Here is a 15,841-nt window from a genome sequence, read left to right as displayed (position 1 = left end):
CGAGATTTCAGCAGTAAAGAAATCTATATGTCTTTTTTATTAAACTACCACTATGCTAATAATCCATTTGACAATAACGATCAAAAAATTTCGCAATCACATCTCGATCTGATCGGTCTATCATCATGTTAATTCTTCCTTGTAGATAGCCATATAAGAGCCAATTTGAACACTCTCTTAGTTGGTTATATTTATCCTTTTTTGCCTTAAAGCATAATATCGTACGGTCTCTTTTTGTTTTGTAATAATATTTAGATATATCATTGTAATCAATAATATATTCTCTTTGCAGTTGATACGTTTCTTTCACTTCGTAAATCATAACTTTATATCTTGTCCCAAAAACGACAAATCGATTTCCTACATCTGTAAGTGCCAATGGCATAACAAAATAGTCCGCAGAGCATAAAAGAGATCCTAAGTAGTAGCTCCCTGTCGCACTCGCTTGAAACTGTAATTCGATATATTCATCCTCCTCTAGCTCATAATGTGCCTTTCTTTCTATCTCTTGTAAATTTTTCTTTGCAATTTGCTTTTTAATATCTTTTTTCTTCTCTTCCAAATTCCCAATAAAACGCTCTCCTATCTCTTCAAAATGAGCTATTTGTCGTTCATCCCACTGCTCCAAAACAACTTTCTCTAGACCATGTTCATACCTCATAATATCCCTCCATTCCCCTTTTTAGTTTTTCCCTTCCTCTAGACAGTCTTGTATAAACGGCACTCGCATTCATATGCAGTTCTTCAGAAATCTGCTTTATACTCTCATCTGCAATATACCTTCGATAAAAAATGTGATAGTCCACCTTATCGAGCCGTTGAATCGCCTTTAAAATAAATTCTTTTTCTTCCTCTTTCAACAAGACTTGTTCTACATCTTCTTTATCTTTTAAAATGCACCGTTCCATTGTTTGTTCTATATGTTTTCGCTTAAACTTTCTTTTATAATCTAGCGCCTTAAACTTCGCGATTGAAATAATCCAGTTTTTAAATTGTCCCTTTTCAATTTGAAAATGATCTATTTTATACCAAAGAACGAAAAGAACATCGTTATAACATTCCTCAATTTCAACTCTTTCGTGATTTTCTCCTAATATACTTCCTATAACGCCATATATAAGCCTACTATACTGAAGAATAACTTGATCTAATGCTTCTATATTTTGATTTTTCAATTCAGATACTAATTCCTTATCATTCATATCTTCCCCTCCTCTAATTATATATACGAATATAACAAATAATTTCTTACAATATTTTCAATAAAAATTTCTGCAAAAAGCATTCATCATTAAATACGAATATTATTTGTAAAATAAATTATTTAGTTCGATATTAAACCACTTTCTTTGGATTTTCTCCTGAAAAATACAAAGAAATCAACTAAAAAACTTTGACTTCTGTAATAAAATGATGTACATTACCAATTGGGCGAACAATTTTTACAAATGATAATAAAATTATTCGTATTTAGGGGTGTAAACGATGGAAAATGTATTCGACTATGAAGATATTCAATTAATTCCTGCAAAATGTATTGTAAATAGCCGTTCTGAATGTGACACAAGTATCACTTTAGGAAAACATAAATTTAAATTACCTGTCGTGCCTGCAAATATGCAGACAATTATTGATGAGAAAATCGCAATGTACTTAGCGGAAAATAATTATTTCTATATCATGCATCGTTTTCAACCTGAAACACGCATGGCATTCGTCAGAGATATGCAATCACGCGGATTAATTGCTTCTATTAGCGTTGGGGTTAAAGAAGAAGAATATGCGTTTATAGAGCAGTTAGCTGCTGAACAGCTTTCACCTGAGTACATTACAATAGATATTGCACACGGTCATTCAAATGCCGTTATTCAAATGATTCAACATATAAAGAAACATTTACCAGAAAGCTTCGTTATTGCTGGAAACGTTGGAACACCAGAAGCAGTGAGAGAACTCGAACATGCTGGTGCTGACGCTACAAAAGTAGGGATTGGACCTGGTAAAGTTTGTATTACAAAAATTAAAACTGGATTCGGAACTGGCGGATGGCAGTTAGCCGCACTTCGCTGGTGTGCAAAAGCTGCAAGCAAGCCGGTTATTGCTGACGGAGGTATTCGTACACACGGTGATATCGCAAAATCAATTCGATTTGGAGCAACTATGGTTATGATTGGTTCTCTATTTGCTGGTCATGAAGAGTCTCCAGGAGAAACAATTGAAAAGGATGGAAAACTGTATAAAGAATATTTCGGTTCGGCTTCTGAATTCCAAAAAGGTGAGAGAAAGAACGTTGAAGGAAAAAAAATGTTTGTTGAACATAAAGGTTCTTTAAAAGATACTTTAATTGAAATGGAACAAGATCTACAATCTTCTATTTCGTATGCTGGTGGAACAAAATTAGAATCCATTCGTACTGTAGATTATGTTGTTGTAAAAAATTCAATTTTCAATGGAGATAAAGTATATTAAGTCTTATCGATCAGATAGATGAGCAATTACCCGGACGTAATTGCTCATTTTTTATGTATATTTCCCAATCTTTCTATTAACTGAATTTTCAATAAGTGTGCTATGATATAAAGGAAATCTACTAAGGGGGTTGACTTGTCATGGAGAAAGTAATAGAAACGCGACCTATCCGCCGAAAAGTTCCAGCTGAATTAACGTGGGATCTTTCTGATTTATTTGTATCTCAGCAAGCGTGGGAAAATGCATGTAAAGAGCTTGAGGGAGATATAAAAAAAGTTGACGCTTTTCGAACAAAATTACATACTAGCTCAAAGGTGTTATTAGACTGCTTGCTTTTACAAGAACAGCTCTTAATGAAGCTTATAAAACTATGGACATTTGCAAATTTAAATGAGTCTACCGATCGAACAGATTCAGCTATTCAAAAAAACTCATCCATCATCTCTGCTTTAGGTACAAAATTATATACAGCCCTGTCTTTTATTCCATCTGAAATTCTTCAACTACCTGAAGGAACAATTGAAACGTATCTTCAAGAAGAAGCTGAACTAGAACCTTTCCAAAAATCTTTATTCACAATTCTTGAATCAAAAAAGCATAAACTTTCTCCAGAAACAGAAGAAGTTCTTACAGCACTAGATGAAATTCATACTGCCCCTTATAAAATTTATGGAATGACGAAGCTAGCCGACATGGATTTTTCCTCCATTCATGATGAAAAAGGAACAGAGTTACCCGTATCTTTTTCCCTATTTGAAAGTCGTTATGAATTTTCCTCTAGCGCAGAGATTCGTAGGAAAGCATACTCTTCTTTTGTCTCAACATTAAAGCGATATAAAAATACTATCGCTACAACATATGCTACAGAAGTGAAAAAACAAGTGACACTTGCACGTTTACGAAATTATGAATCCGCCACTCATATGCTGCTAGACCCGCAAAAAGTAACAATCGATATGTATAACAATCAAATAGATATTATTTATAAAGAGCTCGCTCCTCATATGCGCCATTTTGCGAACTTGAAGAAGAAGGTTTTAGGGCTAGAACAAATGCTTTTCTGTGATTTAAAGGCTCCTCTTGATCCAGAATTCAATCCATCTATTACTTATGAAGAAGCGGGTACACTCATTCAGGAATCCTTGAAAGTATTAGGGCCTGAGTATAGTGCTATTATGAAAAAAGGCTTTACGGAAAGATGGGTAAACCTTGCTGATAATATTGGTAAATCTACAGGCGCTTTCTGTTCTAGTCCATACGGGTCTCACCCTTATATTCTCATTACATGGCAAGACAACATGCGCAGCTGCTTTACATTAGCTCATGAATTTGGACATGCTGGTCACTTTTATTTCGCCAATCAAACGCAGCGCATTATGAACGCTCGTCCATCCTTATACTTTATTGAAGCCCCTTCTACAATGAATGAAATGCTTTTAGCTAGACATTTATTGACCACAAACAAAGATAAAAGAATGCGTCGCTGGGTTATTTTACAACTGCTAGGAACGTATTATCATAACTTTGTTACTCATTTGCTTGAAGCTGAGTTTCAGCGCAGAGTATATGCTCTAGCAGAAGAGGGACAAGCTTTAAATGCAAGCACTTTAACAGAAGTGAAAACAGCTGTTCTTTCTGAATTTTGGGGAGATACTGTTGTAATTGATGAAGGAGCAGGCTTAACTTGGATGCGTCAACCTCATTATTATATGGGCCTATATTCATACACGTATTCTGCCGGACTAACGGCTTCCACTGCCATATCTCAATTGATCCAAGAAGAAGGGCAACCCGCAGTAAATCGCTGGCTCGAAGTACTGCGCGCTGGTGGAACGATGGAACCGCTTGAATTAATGAAACATGCAGGAGTGGATATGTCAAAACCAGACCCAATTCGCAAGGCTGTTTCTTATATAGGTTCATTAATTGATGAATTAGAACAGTTGTATCACGAGTAATAGAAAAATAAGCCCCTTAAGAATAATCATTCTTAAGGAGCTTATTTTCTACTTCCCAAATCTTTTACGATACCCGCATTTTCGACATAACTCTTCTACCGCAACTCTTCTTGAAAAGCCATCTACAAGATTTTTTGCTCTTTCCCCTTCAATAATATTGGAGAACGAATCCTCATTAATATTTCCAAGATTAATGATTCCTTCACCATCTAAACAACAAGGGATAACAGTTCCGTTTGCTAAAATACCCGCCTGTGTTCGAAGACCGTAGCAAAATCCTTTTCCATCATCTTCTTCCTCATGAAGAGCTGGCCACTGGAATTCATAGTCTTGGTTAATAAAGATGCGATCAGCAAGCTTTATACCGCTCCCAGGTGTAATCTTCTCCTCAATTTTGTATGGCAAATCAAACTCTTTTTCAATTATCTCTAACAGTTCTCTATTTCGCTTTCTCTCAAGATTTGTCTTATTATCTTGCGTCAAGTTCCACAATCTTAATGACACAATTAAATCCGATTCACTTGTTGCTTCTCGAATAAAAGAAAGGATATTCCTTACATACCCTTCCTTATCCTCCGAACCGGGATGTCCATCAAAACTATGGAGCGAAAAATTAATCTGTCTTAAAGCTGGTTTATTTAATAACTTATGTTTTCTCTTATGAATTAAAGTGCCATTCGTTGTAATATTTACTTTAAACCCTTTTTCGTGACTTAGATCTAACAATTTGTCTATTTTAGGATGAAGCAATGGCTCACCTTTTACATGCAAATAAATGTAGTCTGTGTGCGGCTTAATTTGGTCTAACCTCTTTGAAAAATCCTCCACAGACAGAAATTGCTTCTGCCGTTCTGTTGGCGGACAAAAACTACATGCAAGATTACACACACTCGTAATCTCTAAGTAAAACTTCTTAAACTTTTTCAACCTCAATTCCCCACTTCTTTGACTACTTAGAACAATCCATTGTCCTCCCACTATTACAGCATACTTTTTACGAAATGGGAACATGTTGATTTGAGATACGTATTACCATTTTTCCTTTTCTACATACTCCAATTTACACAATAATCGACTGACTATTGTCCCTCTTGATTCTTATCGCCCTTAAAAACAATCCAACGCTAAGAAATAAGCCAGTTGCAACAACTCCACTAACAGGATTTAACCAAAAATCCCCTCGATCTGTAAATGTAATGACACCACTAATTGTGACCAAAACTGTCGGAACAGCGTCCTCAAGCGCATGCATACATACACATGGCCATACGGATTTCGTAAGCCTATATATTTCAACATACATGACCGTCCAGCACACCATGAGCACACATCCGATTAAGAGGGTACTCATCCTTGAAGTGGATTCAAAATAATCATTTGGTAAAAATACGATATAATAAGCACTATGCCATAAAGCCCAAATAAGACCAGAAATAAGATACAGTAGCCAATCATTCATTTTTAGTTCGATTAACTTCGGCGTTAAATAACCACGCCATGCAAACTCTTCAAATATATTTTTAAGAAAATTACTTGCCATAGAAATCATCATAATGGACAAAAGCGAAGATAGCTCAACATGCGATATGTCCGCAGCACCAAAAAAGAGTGCAAATCCAACACTTACGAGAGTAACAAAAGGATAAATAGCGAATGCCGTAACATACCACATCACATTATTTTTCACATTTAATTTCAATCCCATGTCTTTCCAATCACGGCGAATGATTCTAAAAAATGTAGCGGTTAAAAACGGTAACACTAACCAAAGCCCCATACCTAAAGTATTACCTTCCGTTTGATCTGTAAGGACAGAATCAAGCAATACCCCAAGCCATCCACTGATTAAGACAACAATAATAAAAACAATCAAATGAACCTTTACATTCCCTCTCTTTCCTTTCACCATGTTAAATCGTCTCCTTTTTCCATTTGACCTCTTTCACATCAATAGAACATCCCCCCCAGTAACCCTTTCTCTCCCTACATATCCATAAAAAGCTACTATGCATCGGTTCATTATATTTAATACGATTCATTTATATGATGTATTCTTTACAACCTACTCTATAACCTTTCTATCAATAAAAATCCCCTTGACCTCATTATGCCAAGGGGATTCATACATATTTTATCGAAATATTATCTTAAAATGATAATTTCTTTTTCGTATCATAATTAACATTTTTGCTTTTTAAAAAAAGCTATACATCATACATGCAGTATAAACTAGACGTACTCAATTATATGGACGAACAAGGGACGTCTATTAGGGAGACCGCTGCAATCTTTAACATTCCAGCACCTTCTACGCTATTTCAATGGAAAAAGCTATTAGAAACGAAGAGAATAGAGGCGTTACCAGCGGAAAATGAGCGTTTCCGTATGGAGAATGCGTATTTAAAAAAGTTGAATGCCTTAGTTCAAAACAAGGAAAAATTACGAAACAAGATAAAGCACGAGTAGTCTATGAGCTAAGGCATGAGTTTCCAGTAAAGGGACTACTTCAACTTGCGGATATTCCGTGTAGCACATACTATTATCAGGTGAAACAGTTCAATTGTCCTGATCCAAATGCAAAGTTAAAAGAACTGATTCAAGCTATTTACGATGAACACGAGGGGCTTTATGGCTATCGTCGTATTCGTGATGAACTTACGAATCGTGGACACAAAGTAAATCATAAAAAAGTGTATCGTCTTATGAAAGAATTAGGATTAAAATGTCTTGTTCGTATGAAAAAATATTGTTCTTACAAAGGGATAGTTGGAAAAATTGCGCCAAATATTTTAAATCGCAACTTCCAAGCTGAAAAACCAAATGAAAAGTGGGTTACAGATATTACGGAGTTTAAGTTATTTGGGGAGAAGTTATATCTATCACCGATGTTGGATTTATTTAATGATGAGATTATCACGTATACAATTGGTTCAAGACCAACGTATTCATTGGTTTCAACAATGTTAGACCAAGCCTTTGAACATTTAACAGACGAGGATACGCTCCTTATTCATTCTGATCAAGGCTGGGGCTGGCACTATCAAATGAAACAATACCGTCACTCCCTCAATAAACTTGGCATTACACAAAGTATGTCCCGTAAAGGGAACTGTTATGATAACGCAGTGATTGAAAACTTCTTTGGCATCATGAAATCAGAATTTCTGTATCGAAAAGAATTCGAAAGTATCAAACATTTTAAGAAAGAACTAGCAAAGTATATAGAATACTATAATCATAAAAGAATTAAAGCAAAACTAAAGGGCATGAGCCCGGTACAATACCGGGCTCATATCCAAGAAGTTGCCTAATGAAATAACCTGTCTAACTTTTAGGGGTCACTTCACAATCTATATAACTTCTCTGCTCTTATTCCCATTCACTTCTCATATCAGCTTCATACTCTTTTCTCATTTCCATTTCACATTCCTTGATATTATCTAACCATGCATCACAACTATCAATAAAATGGAAAAGTCCTAATAAATATTCATAGAAGTTTGCTACATCAATCTCTTCATCATTAAACTTGTACTCATTGCTGTATGAACATGGATACCTAAATATATCTCCATTCTTATCTAGACCATTTAAAGACCTAATATAACTTTCTGCTAGTTCAAGTATTTCTTCATTTTGATTGTCTTTTTTAGAATAATGAACTAACATCGGTTTAATTGTCTTCCATAAATCTTTATATAACAAATGTGAGTTCCTTTTTCTTCTAATAATACACTTATCAATACTTTGATCCATCCGCATATGAAGTAGTCTTTTTAATCCTATCTCAATGGCATTTCTCATTAAGAAAACTATCGGATAAAATAATGCTTCATCTTTTGATTCTTTAAACTTTCCAAACAAAAATGTTGCAACCTCACTATATCCTGTAACCTGCTTATGAAATCCATCACTCCATGGTGAATCCGATAGATAACAATTATTAATGCCTGAGCTTGCTAATTGTAAAAATTCCGGCTCCTCTTGAAGATTTAATTTGGCTTCTTCAAACCATTCACCATATATCATTTTATTCAAGGTGCTATAACAATATATAAGTCGATTACCCATATGACAAATATCTAATGCCTTATCGCCATATCGTTGCATGAAGTCATCTTTAAACGGGTATCTGAAAAGGTCTGAACTGGAATCTACTACTTCTACACTATCTAAATATGTCTCTAACCATGTTTGTTCGGCTTCATTTAGCTCTTCAACACCATATCTATCTTTATAGGTCTTGTACAACCCCTTTACATTATGTTTTTCTGCAATAAATATAGCCTGTAAGTCACCCTTAGTAGCACCATTAATAGCTAAGCCTGCGTTAATATACTGCCTTGACAGCTTGACATAGTCTTCATCAGTTTTTTTACTCCACTTTATATGTACTTTCATCTCTTCATTCAAGATATTTTTTATATTTTTGTCATTTTCGACCCAAATATATTCCAATTCAAATATTACTCCTTTTCATATCATATTTATTGAAGAACTTTCTAGAGAAATCCTCAACTCCCCTTTGATGGATTTCCTTGCTTTCTATTTATTTCAATAGTAAGTTCTATTTTACTGTTTACCATCATTTATGATACGGTTCCCCACGATTAATTCGAAATGCACGATAGATTTGTTCTAAAAGGACAAGTCTCATTAATTGATGCGGTAATGTCATTTTAGAAAATGATAGAGATTCATTTGAGCGTTTCATTACTTCTGTACTTAAGCCAAGGGATCCACCGATTACAAAGGCGATTTTGCTTTTTCCATATGTAGCGAGGCGGTCTAAGTTCTCTGCAAATTGTTCTGATGATTTTTGCTTTCCTTCAATTGCTAGTGCAATGACATGCGTATCATCTGAAATTTTGTCTAGTATACGCGCGCCTTCTTTTTCTTTTACAATTAACATCTCTGCTTCGCTTAAGTTTTCTGGTGCTTTTTCATCTGGTAATTCAATTACTTCCACTTTTGCATAAGATGATAATCGTTTTAAGTATTCTGCAATACCTTGTTTTAAATATTTTTCTTTTAATTTCCCGATCGAAATAATTGAGATATTCACATGTATTCCCCACCTTACAAACAAGTTATCCACAAATGTTATCCACATATCCACAATCATTACCCACATATTGTGTGGGAATCTGTGTTCGATACAACATATATCGCCTTGTTTTGACAAAATTCACATGTTTTTTCTTCTTTTTCGGAGTTATCCACACTGTTGATAACAGGTGCAACTTCACACTCATCCACAATAATATCCAATGCTAACTCTACATGTTCTAAACAACAAGGTAAATTCATATTTCTCACCTCACTTTTCTACAATAGAAAACAGGAGGCAGTCCTCCTGTTTTTAATATTTCTGACTAGCCAATTTCACTGTTGTTGTTGAGCGCTTTGTACCGCGATAAAAAGTAAGAGTCATTTTATCATTAATTTTCTTATTATATAAAGCTGTACGAAAAGCAATGATATCTTGTATTGGCTTTCCATCTACTGCGACAATCACGTCATGCTCTCTAAGGCCTGCGTCAGCACCTGGCGATGGACTTTTAACGTCTAAAATACAAACACCATTTGTAACGCGTCTTGGCAAGTGTAATGTTTCTTCCCAATAGTAGTTTGGAATTTCATTTAATGACCGAAGTTCAATTCCTATGTATGGCCTTCTTACAGTTCCATACTTTTCAAGCTCATTCATAATAGGTACAGCTCTTGTCACAGGAATCGCTAAACCAATTCCTTCTACTTCTTTTGCAGCGATTTTCATGGAGTTAATTCCAATCAGTTTCCCCGCTGCATTTATAAGCGCCCCGCCACTATTTCCAGGGTTAATAGCCGCATCGGTCTGTAACACTTCCACTTGCCAGTCATAATGTCCATCTTGATCTAAATCTACCGGGACAATTCGTTCGTCTGCAGATATAATTCCTTGTGTTACTGTCCCTGAAAACTGTAATCCAAGTGGGTTTCCAATCGCAATAACTGCTTCCCCGCGACGTACTGTATTCGAATCACCAATTTCGATTACTTTTTTGACAGGCTTCGCATTTATTTCTATAACAGCTAAATCTGTCACAATATCGCTTCCCAATATTTTTCCAGGAACTTTTGTTCCATCACTTAAGCTAATTTCAATTCGATTCGCACCAGAAATGACATGGTGATTTGTGACAATATAAGCATGACCATTTGTTTTTTTATAAATAACCCCTGATCCTGTGCCAGCTTCTGCATCTACTTCGGAAAAATGATCACGCTGAATATTGATTACACCAACGACCGCTTCTGAAGCACGATCAACGGCATCTACAAAACTGGAATGTTGCACCGTTTGTGACGGTTCACTCACTATGTTTCCTTCACTTGCTTCTGCTTGCTGTATATTTTTAGTCTCGGACTTTGAAAACAAAGGAGCTCCAAATGCAAACAATGAAGCTCCTACAACAGTCCCCGCTATGCTAGAAATAACAAGACCTTTGTGCTTCTTTTTCCTTGTACGTTTCATACGATTTTCTTCATCAATAAAGGACATATTTGTTCACCTATCTTCCTGTAAACAGCTATATTCATCTTTATTGTTTACTAAAATGAAGAATTATACGTATTGAATTTTTGTTGGATTCTTTGGATCTGTGTCATGTATTTCAAACGCTTCTCCAACTCCAAATCCTTTTTCTTCTAGTACTTGCGAAACAGCCATACGCGCTAGTTCTTTCATATTATTATCTAAGCTTAAATGCGCTAAATAAATATGCTTTGTTTCATCTGTAATAACATCGGTCATTGCAAGTGCAGCATCTTCATTCGAAACGTGGCCTACATCACTTAAAATACGTCTTTTAATACTCCATGGATAACGGCCCATACGAAGCATTTCAACATCATGATTACTTTCGAATACAAAAGCATTCGCACCTTTAATAACACCCTTCATACGATCGCTTACATAACCTGTATCTGTGATAAGTGCTAATTTTCTACCACCATGATGAAAAACATAAAACATCGGTTCTACCGCATCATGGGAAACCCCAAACGATTCAACTTCAATATCTCCGAATGTTTTTACATCACCAATTGAAAAAACGAATTTCTGATCCGTTGCAATATTTCCAATTAAATGCTCCATAGCGTTCCACGTCTTTTCATTTGCATAAACGGGTAAATTATACTTGCGTGCTAACACTCCAAGTCCTTTAATATGATCACTATGCTCATGTGTTACAAGAATACCTGATATATCTTGAATATTTAATTCAGCTTGCTTAAATAAAGCCTCTGTTGCTTTACCACTCAAGCCTGCATCAACAAGCAATTTTTGCTTGTCAGTTCCGACATACAGCGCATTTCCTGTACTGCCACTCGCAAGTACACTAAAATGCAGACTCATTCCCATTCACTCCATTGTATTTTTCTTTTTCCTCACCTAGCTTAATAACTTGTCCCTCAATGGCATTTACAAAGTGATCTTTTTTTCCTTTTTCCTTTAAATTCCACGTTGGAGTCAATACTTGTTTATTCGATTCAGCTAAAGAAACGAGTGTTGCATAACCAATTTGCGCTTCTTTAATATGCGTATTTGGAGTTAATTCCTGCTTCACAAATAAATTTTCTAAAGCTTTCTGAGCCGGAATAATCTCTTGCTCTTTCGCTTTATCATTCTCACCCATTTCTTTCAAATCCGTTAACATAGTTTGCGTATATGAAATGATTTCATCCTTTTCATTTAAAGTAACGATAATCATCGCATGATCATTGTAAAAAATAGGTTTGTCTTTATATTTTTGAAAGAAATAAATTTTTGAAGCCTCTGATTTTGCAAATTCATATTTTTGACCATCTACTACATAATTCTTTAAAAAATCACTATATTTATCTTTAGCAAGTGTTTTTGAATTTTGTATTGGCTCCTTTAGATCACTTTCAATTTTTTTAGCATCCTCTTGTAATCTAGGTATTTGATTTTTTAAAGAATGAATATCTTCTTCCTTAAAAACTTTATTTTTCGCTATAATAAATGAATCTTTCTTTGGTTCGTTTGGTAAATCACCAACCGTAATATGATCAGCTTTTAGTTGCTGATCTATTTTTGTTTCCGTCATAAGTTCTAATTCATTATTATTTTGCTTTTGAATGAATTGAAACACAAGAAAGAGGTCTAAAACAAAAAAGGTAACAATAAAAATTGTTTTAATCCTATTCCAGTCCAATCAGACTTCCCCCTTTCTCTTCACTCCACTCATACATCATATGGTCTTCCCCATACTCCACGTACCAAATTGGTTTTAACATACCAGTTATTGTTTTAGTACTCATCGGTCCATTCGGATGATTTTCTAGCACAAACTTATAACCAATCCCGATATTTTGAATCAAATTCTTATCGATATCTGGATTATTGACTAATGACTGAATGACGGTATGACCAGGTGGAAGTATAACTTTATCTTCTTGACTACTTCCTGCAAATTTAAATAATGGTCTTTGATAACTAATCAGTTCCTCAGATCCCCAGATTTGTTTTAATGTCGTTAATCCATATTCATTAAATACAGGTAAATCTTCCTCATATAAGCGGAACTTTGTTTCCCCCTTAGGGTCCACATATACAAAACGATAGTTATCTGTTATACCATTATGCCCGCTCAAAAATTCAAAGCTTTTTTGGACAAGAATATTATCATCTACATTATTATCACGAGTTACGGATGAATTTGTATATTCAAGCTTAATACCATTCTGTTTAATCTGCATGGAACGAATTCCATCCGTATATGTTTCATCTGTATTATTATTCGAAATTAGCGTTGCATAACGTGGATCACTAAACAGCGCATTTTTAAATGACTCTATTTCCATATTGCTCGTAATGTACATCCAATTTCTTTTTTCTGTCACTCCATCTGGTAAGAATATGCTTTTTGTATCATTGATTCGATACTCAAAATACGGTCTTGCTAATACGACAAATTTATTTTCTGCATTTACAATATCTCGTACATTTACATCTCTTAATGTCATTCTGTAAATTTGGCGACTATTATACGCAACAAAATTTATATCAATACTTTGATCTCGGCTTCTGGAAGGATCAATAATAATTCGATCAAAACTTTGCTTTTCTAACTTTTTATCTTTAATTGGCAGCACGCTTCTTATTGCTCCAAATGGAATATTGGTAGGGAAGACAATTTCAATTTTTCCTTCCCCATGTACATACGATAAAAACTCACTCTTAGGAATTGTACTTGTGATATTTGCCCAATCTTGTAATTCACCATTTTTCAGGATGTTATATATTATATTTATATTTTCTTGTTTTTCACTTACGAAGTGATGTTTATTATCCTTATGAACGATTACAGAAGAGGGAAGAATGACGTGCGAAACATCCACACTTTCCGGCACTGTAGTCCCCTCAACAAACTTAGTATTCTGCATTGAATGAGAATCAGGCACATATGTCCATAGATTAAAAGTAAGAAACAAACTAATAACTACTAAATTAATTAGCACAATGGTTTTAAAATTTTCCATATTCATTACCAATCGTCCTCTTCTTCTTTCGCCAACGGAAGGGTAAAGTAAATTGTCGTTCCTTTTCCTTCTTCACTTTTTGCCCAAATAGATCCACCATGTGCAATAATCATTTCTTTAGCAATTGCTAAACCTAGACCAGTTCCTCCCATTTGTCTTGAACGCGCCTTATCTACGCGATAAAATCGTTCGAAAATTTTATCGACATTTTCTTTCGGGATTCCCATACCTTGGTCGCTAACGCTAATTTCTAACATATCTCCACGATCGCGTAAACGATATGTTATCGTTCCGCCTTCAGGTGAATATTTTAGGGCATTTGAAATAATATTGTATAGAACTTGGGTAATTTTATCTGTATCCATATCAACAAATCTTGCTTTTTTCGAAAAAGAACGATTGAAAATTACATTTTGTTCCTTAGACATTTCAAATCGATCAATGACGTTATTAAAGAACTCCGTAAAATCTACCCATTCTTTCATTAAACGATATTCTGTACTATCCATTTTAGATAGTTGTAACAATGCGTTTACAAGTCGAATCATTCTTTCAGTCTCTTCTTGTGTGACCGTTAAAAATTGCGGTGCAATATTTGGATCTTTCCACGCTCCATCACCCAGTGCCTCAAGATAGCTACGCATCGTTGTAAGTGGTGTTCGCAACTCATGTGATACATTCGCTACAAACTCACGACGTTCCCGATCAATTCGCTCTTGTTCCGTTACATCATACAATACCGCAATTAAACCATTTGCTTTACCAGTGTCTTTTTGAATAACAGAAAAACTAGCTCGTAAAATGTACGGTTCATTACGTGTACTAAAATCTAATAAAACCGAATCCGGTTCTTCATATAAATGATCTAACGTAAACTCGTCTCGAATCCCTAATATCTCTAAAATCGATTGATCCAATGCTGTTTCACGCGAAACATTTAGCATTTTTTCAGCAGGGTCATTTAATAAAATAATATCCCCTTTTCGATCCGTAGCGATTACACCATCAGTCATATGTGATAAAACCGATGATAGCTTGCGTCTTTCGCTTTCTGTTGAAGAACGGGCTTGTTGTAATTTTTTCGATAGATTATTGAAAGATAATGCTAATTGTCCAATTTCATCATGGCTATGAACTTTTACTTTGCGTGAGTAATTTCCTTTTGCCATTTCAATTACCTGTCTTCTCATATCTGAAATCGGTCTGGTGATTGTTTGAGCTAATAAAATACCTAAGGCGGCAGTCACTAATAATGCGATGACTGTCCCTGTTGCAAAGATTTGGTTAATGTCTTTCATTTGCTTATATACATCTTCCATAGAAGCAACAATTTTTATAACACCAGCTACTTCACCTTCCCCTTGATTTCTTTCAATTGGAGTAACCATAACTTGAACGCGATGTCCCGTACTTCCATCTTTCTCAATCTTTGATTCCATCTTATTTTGTACAATGACTCGTTGAACAGTTATATCTGTAGACGCTCGGTTCACCTGACTTTTCTTAGCTGGCGAATTATCAGAAGTTGCTAATAGTTTCCTATTCCGATCAAAAACACTTACTTCCTGAATATCACGCTTTCGGTCATTCGCAAACTTCTCAATCGAGTTATTAACGGCTTGTTGGAAAGATATTTCATTTTTATCACGTTCTTTATTAAATTCTTTATTAAACTCTTGCTTTAAGTTATAAGACAACAAATTCGTTTGTTGTGTTAATGAATCTTTAAAACTTTGCACGAGACTCTTTTCTAGCTCACGCACAAAATATAGACCAATAACTTGCATTGCTATTAAAATTAGTAGCATATAGATGAGCACAAACTTTAAATGAATAGATTGAAAAAAACCGACTTTCTTCATATT

General features: G+C 34.9%; 14 protein-coding genes and 1 pseudogene. 3 read left to right on the top strand and 12 right to left on the bottom strand.

Annotated elements, in window-relative coordinates; all coding sequences use genetic code 11:
- Window positions 1–55: 55 nt before the first annotated feature.
- Together MR058_RS17050 and MR058_RS17045 are read right to left on the bottom strand one after the other, a co-directional pair.
- Window positions 56–661: a hypothetical protein gene (locus tag MR058_RS17050; protein ID WP_242145091.1), complete on the bottom strand. Its 606-nt coding sequence runs from the start codon at window positions 659–661 to the stop codon at window positions 56–58.
- Window positions 651–1,202: a sigma-70 family RNA polymerase sigma factor gene (locus MR058_RS17045; RefSeq protein WP_242145090.1), complete on the bottom strand. Its 552-nt coding sequence runs from the start codon at window positions 1,200–1,202 to the stop codon at window positions 651–653. Before MR058_RS17045 ends, MR058_RS17050 begins: the two co-directional genes overlap by 11 nt.
- A gap of 283 nt (window positions 1,203–1,485) precedes the next feature.
- Between MR058_RS17045 and guaC the strand changes: the two genes are divergently transcribed.
- On the top strand, window positions 1,486–2,469 hold the full coding sequence (guaC, locus tag MR058_RS17040) for a GMP reductase (RefSeq protein ID WP_242145089.1): 984 nt from the start codon (window positions 1,486–1,488) through the stop codon (window positions 2,467–2,469).
- 140 nt (window positions 2,470–2,609) lie between these two features.
- Window positions 2,610–4,427 (top strand): oligoendopeptidase F, encoded by a 1,818-nt coding sequence (pepF, locus tag MR058_RS17035; RefSeq protein ID WP_242145088.1) that lies wholly within the window; start codon window positions 2,610–2,612, stop codon window positions 4,425–4,427.
- Window positions 4,428–4,475: 48 nt separating this feature from the next.
- Here the strand turns inward: pepF and MR058_RS17030 are convergent, their stop codons facing one another.
- The gene (locus MR058_RS17030; RefSeq protein WP_242145087.1) at window positions 4,476–5,354 is read right to left on the bottom strand and encodes a radical SAM/SPASM domain-containing protein; all 879 of its coding nucleotides are present in this window, start codon (window positions 5,352–5,354) and stop codon (window positions 4,476–4,478) included.
- Window positions 5,355–5,487: 133 nt separating this feature from the next.
- A complete protein-coding gene (locus MR058_RS17025) occupies window positions 5,488–6,336 on the bottom strand; it encodes a CPBP family intramembrane glutamic endopeptidase (protein WP_242145086.1) in 849 nt (282 codons plus the stop codon).
- A 284-nt stretch (window positions 6,337–6,620) separates the two neighbouring features.
- Between MR058_RS17025 and MR058_RS17020 the strand changes: the two are divergent.
- A pseudogene (locus tag MR058_RS17020) lies at window positions 6,621–7,738 on the top strand (IS3 family transposase); the annotation flags it as partial.
- A gap of 58 nt (window positions 7,739–7,796) precedes the next feature.
- Here the strand turns inward: MR058_RS17020 and MR058_RS17015 are convergent.
- The 8 genes from MR058_RS17015 to walK all read right to left on the bottom strand — a co-directional run bounded on the left by MR058_RS17015 (window position 7,797) and on the right by walK (window position 15,838).
- Window positions 7,797–8,885, bottom strand: a complete 1,089-nt coding sequence (locus tag MR058_RS17015; RefSeq protein WP_242145085.1) for a hypothetical protein — start codon at window positions 8,883–8,885, stop codon at window positions 7,797–7,799.
- Between the two features lie 127 nt (window positions 8,886–9,012).
- A complete protein-coding gene (gene rlmH, locus MR058_RS17010) occupies window positions 9,013–9,492 on the bottom strand; it encodes a 23S rRNA (pseudouridine(1915)-N(3))-methyltransferase RlmH (protein WP_242145084.1) in 480 nt (159 codons plus the stop codon).
- Between the two features lie 59 nt (window positions 9,493–9,551).
- Window positions 9,552–9,737 carry a CxxH/CxxC protein gene (locus MR058_RS17005; protein WP_242145082.1) on the bottom strand — a complete coding sequence of 62 codons (186 nt, stop codon included), beginning with the start codon at window positions 9,735–9,737 and terminating at the stop codon, window positions 9,552–9,554.
- 52 nt (window positions 9,738–9,789) lie between these two features.
- Window positions 9,790–10,971, bottom strand: a complete 1,182-nt coding sequence (locus tag MR058_RS17000) for a S1C family serine protease (RefSeq protein WP_242145081.1) — start codon at window positions 10,969–10,971, stop codon at window positions 9,790–9,792.
- A gap of 63 nt (window positions 10,972–11,034) precedes the next feature.
- Window positions 11,035–11,829 (bottom strand): MBL fold metallo-hydrolase, encoded by a 795-nt coding sequence (locus MR058_RS16995; RefSeq protein WP_242145080.1) that lies wholly within the window; start codon window positions 11,827–11,829, stop codon window positions 11,035–11,037.
- Entirely contained in the window at window positions 11,813–12,649 is an 837-nt protein-coding gene (locus tag MR058_RS16990) for a two-component system regulatory protein YycI (protein WP_242145079.1), read from the bottom strand. Before MR058_RS16990 ends, MR058_RS16995 begins: the two co-directional genes overlap by 17 nt.
- Window positions 12,636–13,982 (bottom strand): YycH family regulatory protein, encoded by a 1,347-nt coding sequence (locus MR058_RS16985; protein ID WP_242145078.1) that lies wholly within the window; start codon window positions 13,980–13,982, stop codon window positions 12,636–12,638. The genes MR058_RS16990 and MR058_RS16985 overlap by 14 nt, the downstream gene beginning before the upstream one ends.
- Window positions 13,982–15,838: a cell wall metabolism sensor histidine kinase WalK gene (walK, locus tag MR058_RS16980; protein ID WP_242145077.1), complete on the bottom strand. Its 1,857-nt coding sequence runs from the start codon at window positions 15,836–15,838 to the stop codon at window positions 13,982–13,984. Before walK ends, MR058_RS16985 begins: the two co-directional genes overlap by 1 nt.
- Window positions 15,839–15,841 lie beyond the last annotated feature (3 nt).

The sequence above is a fragment of the Bacillus cereus group sp. BfR-BA-01430 genome, assembly GCF_022663115.1.
Classification (GTDB): domain Bacteria; phylum Bacillota; class Bacilli; order Bacillales; family Bacillaceae_G; genus Bacillus_A; species Bacillus_A cereus_BD.
The sequence above is the reverse complement of the archived record's forward strand: the minus strand, read 5'-3'. Positions and strand labels throughout refer to the sequence as shown.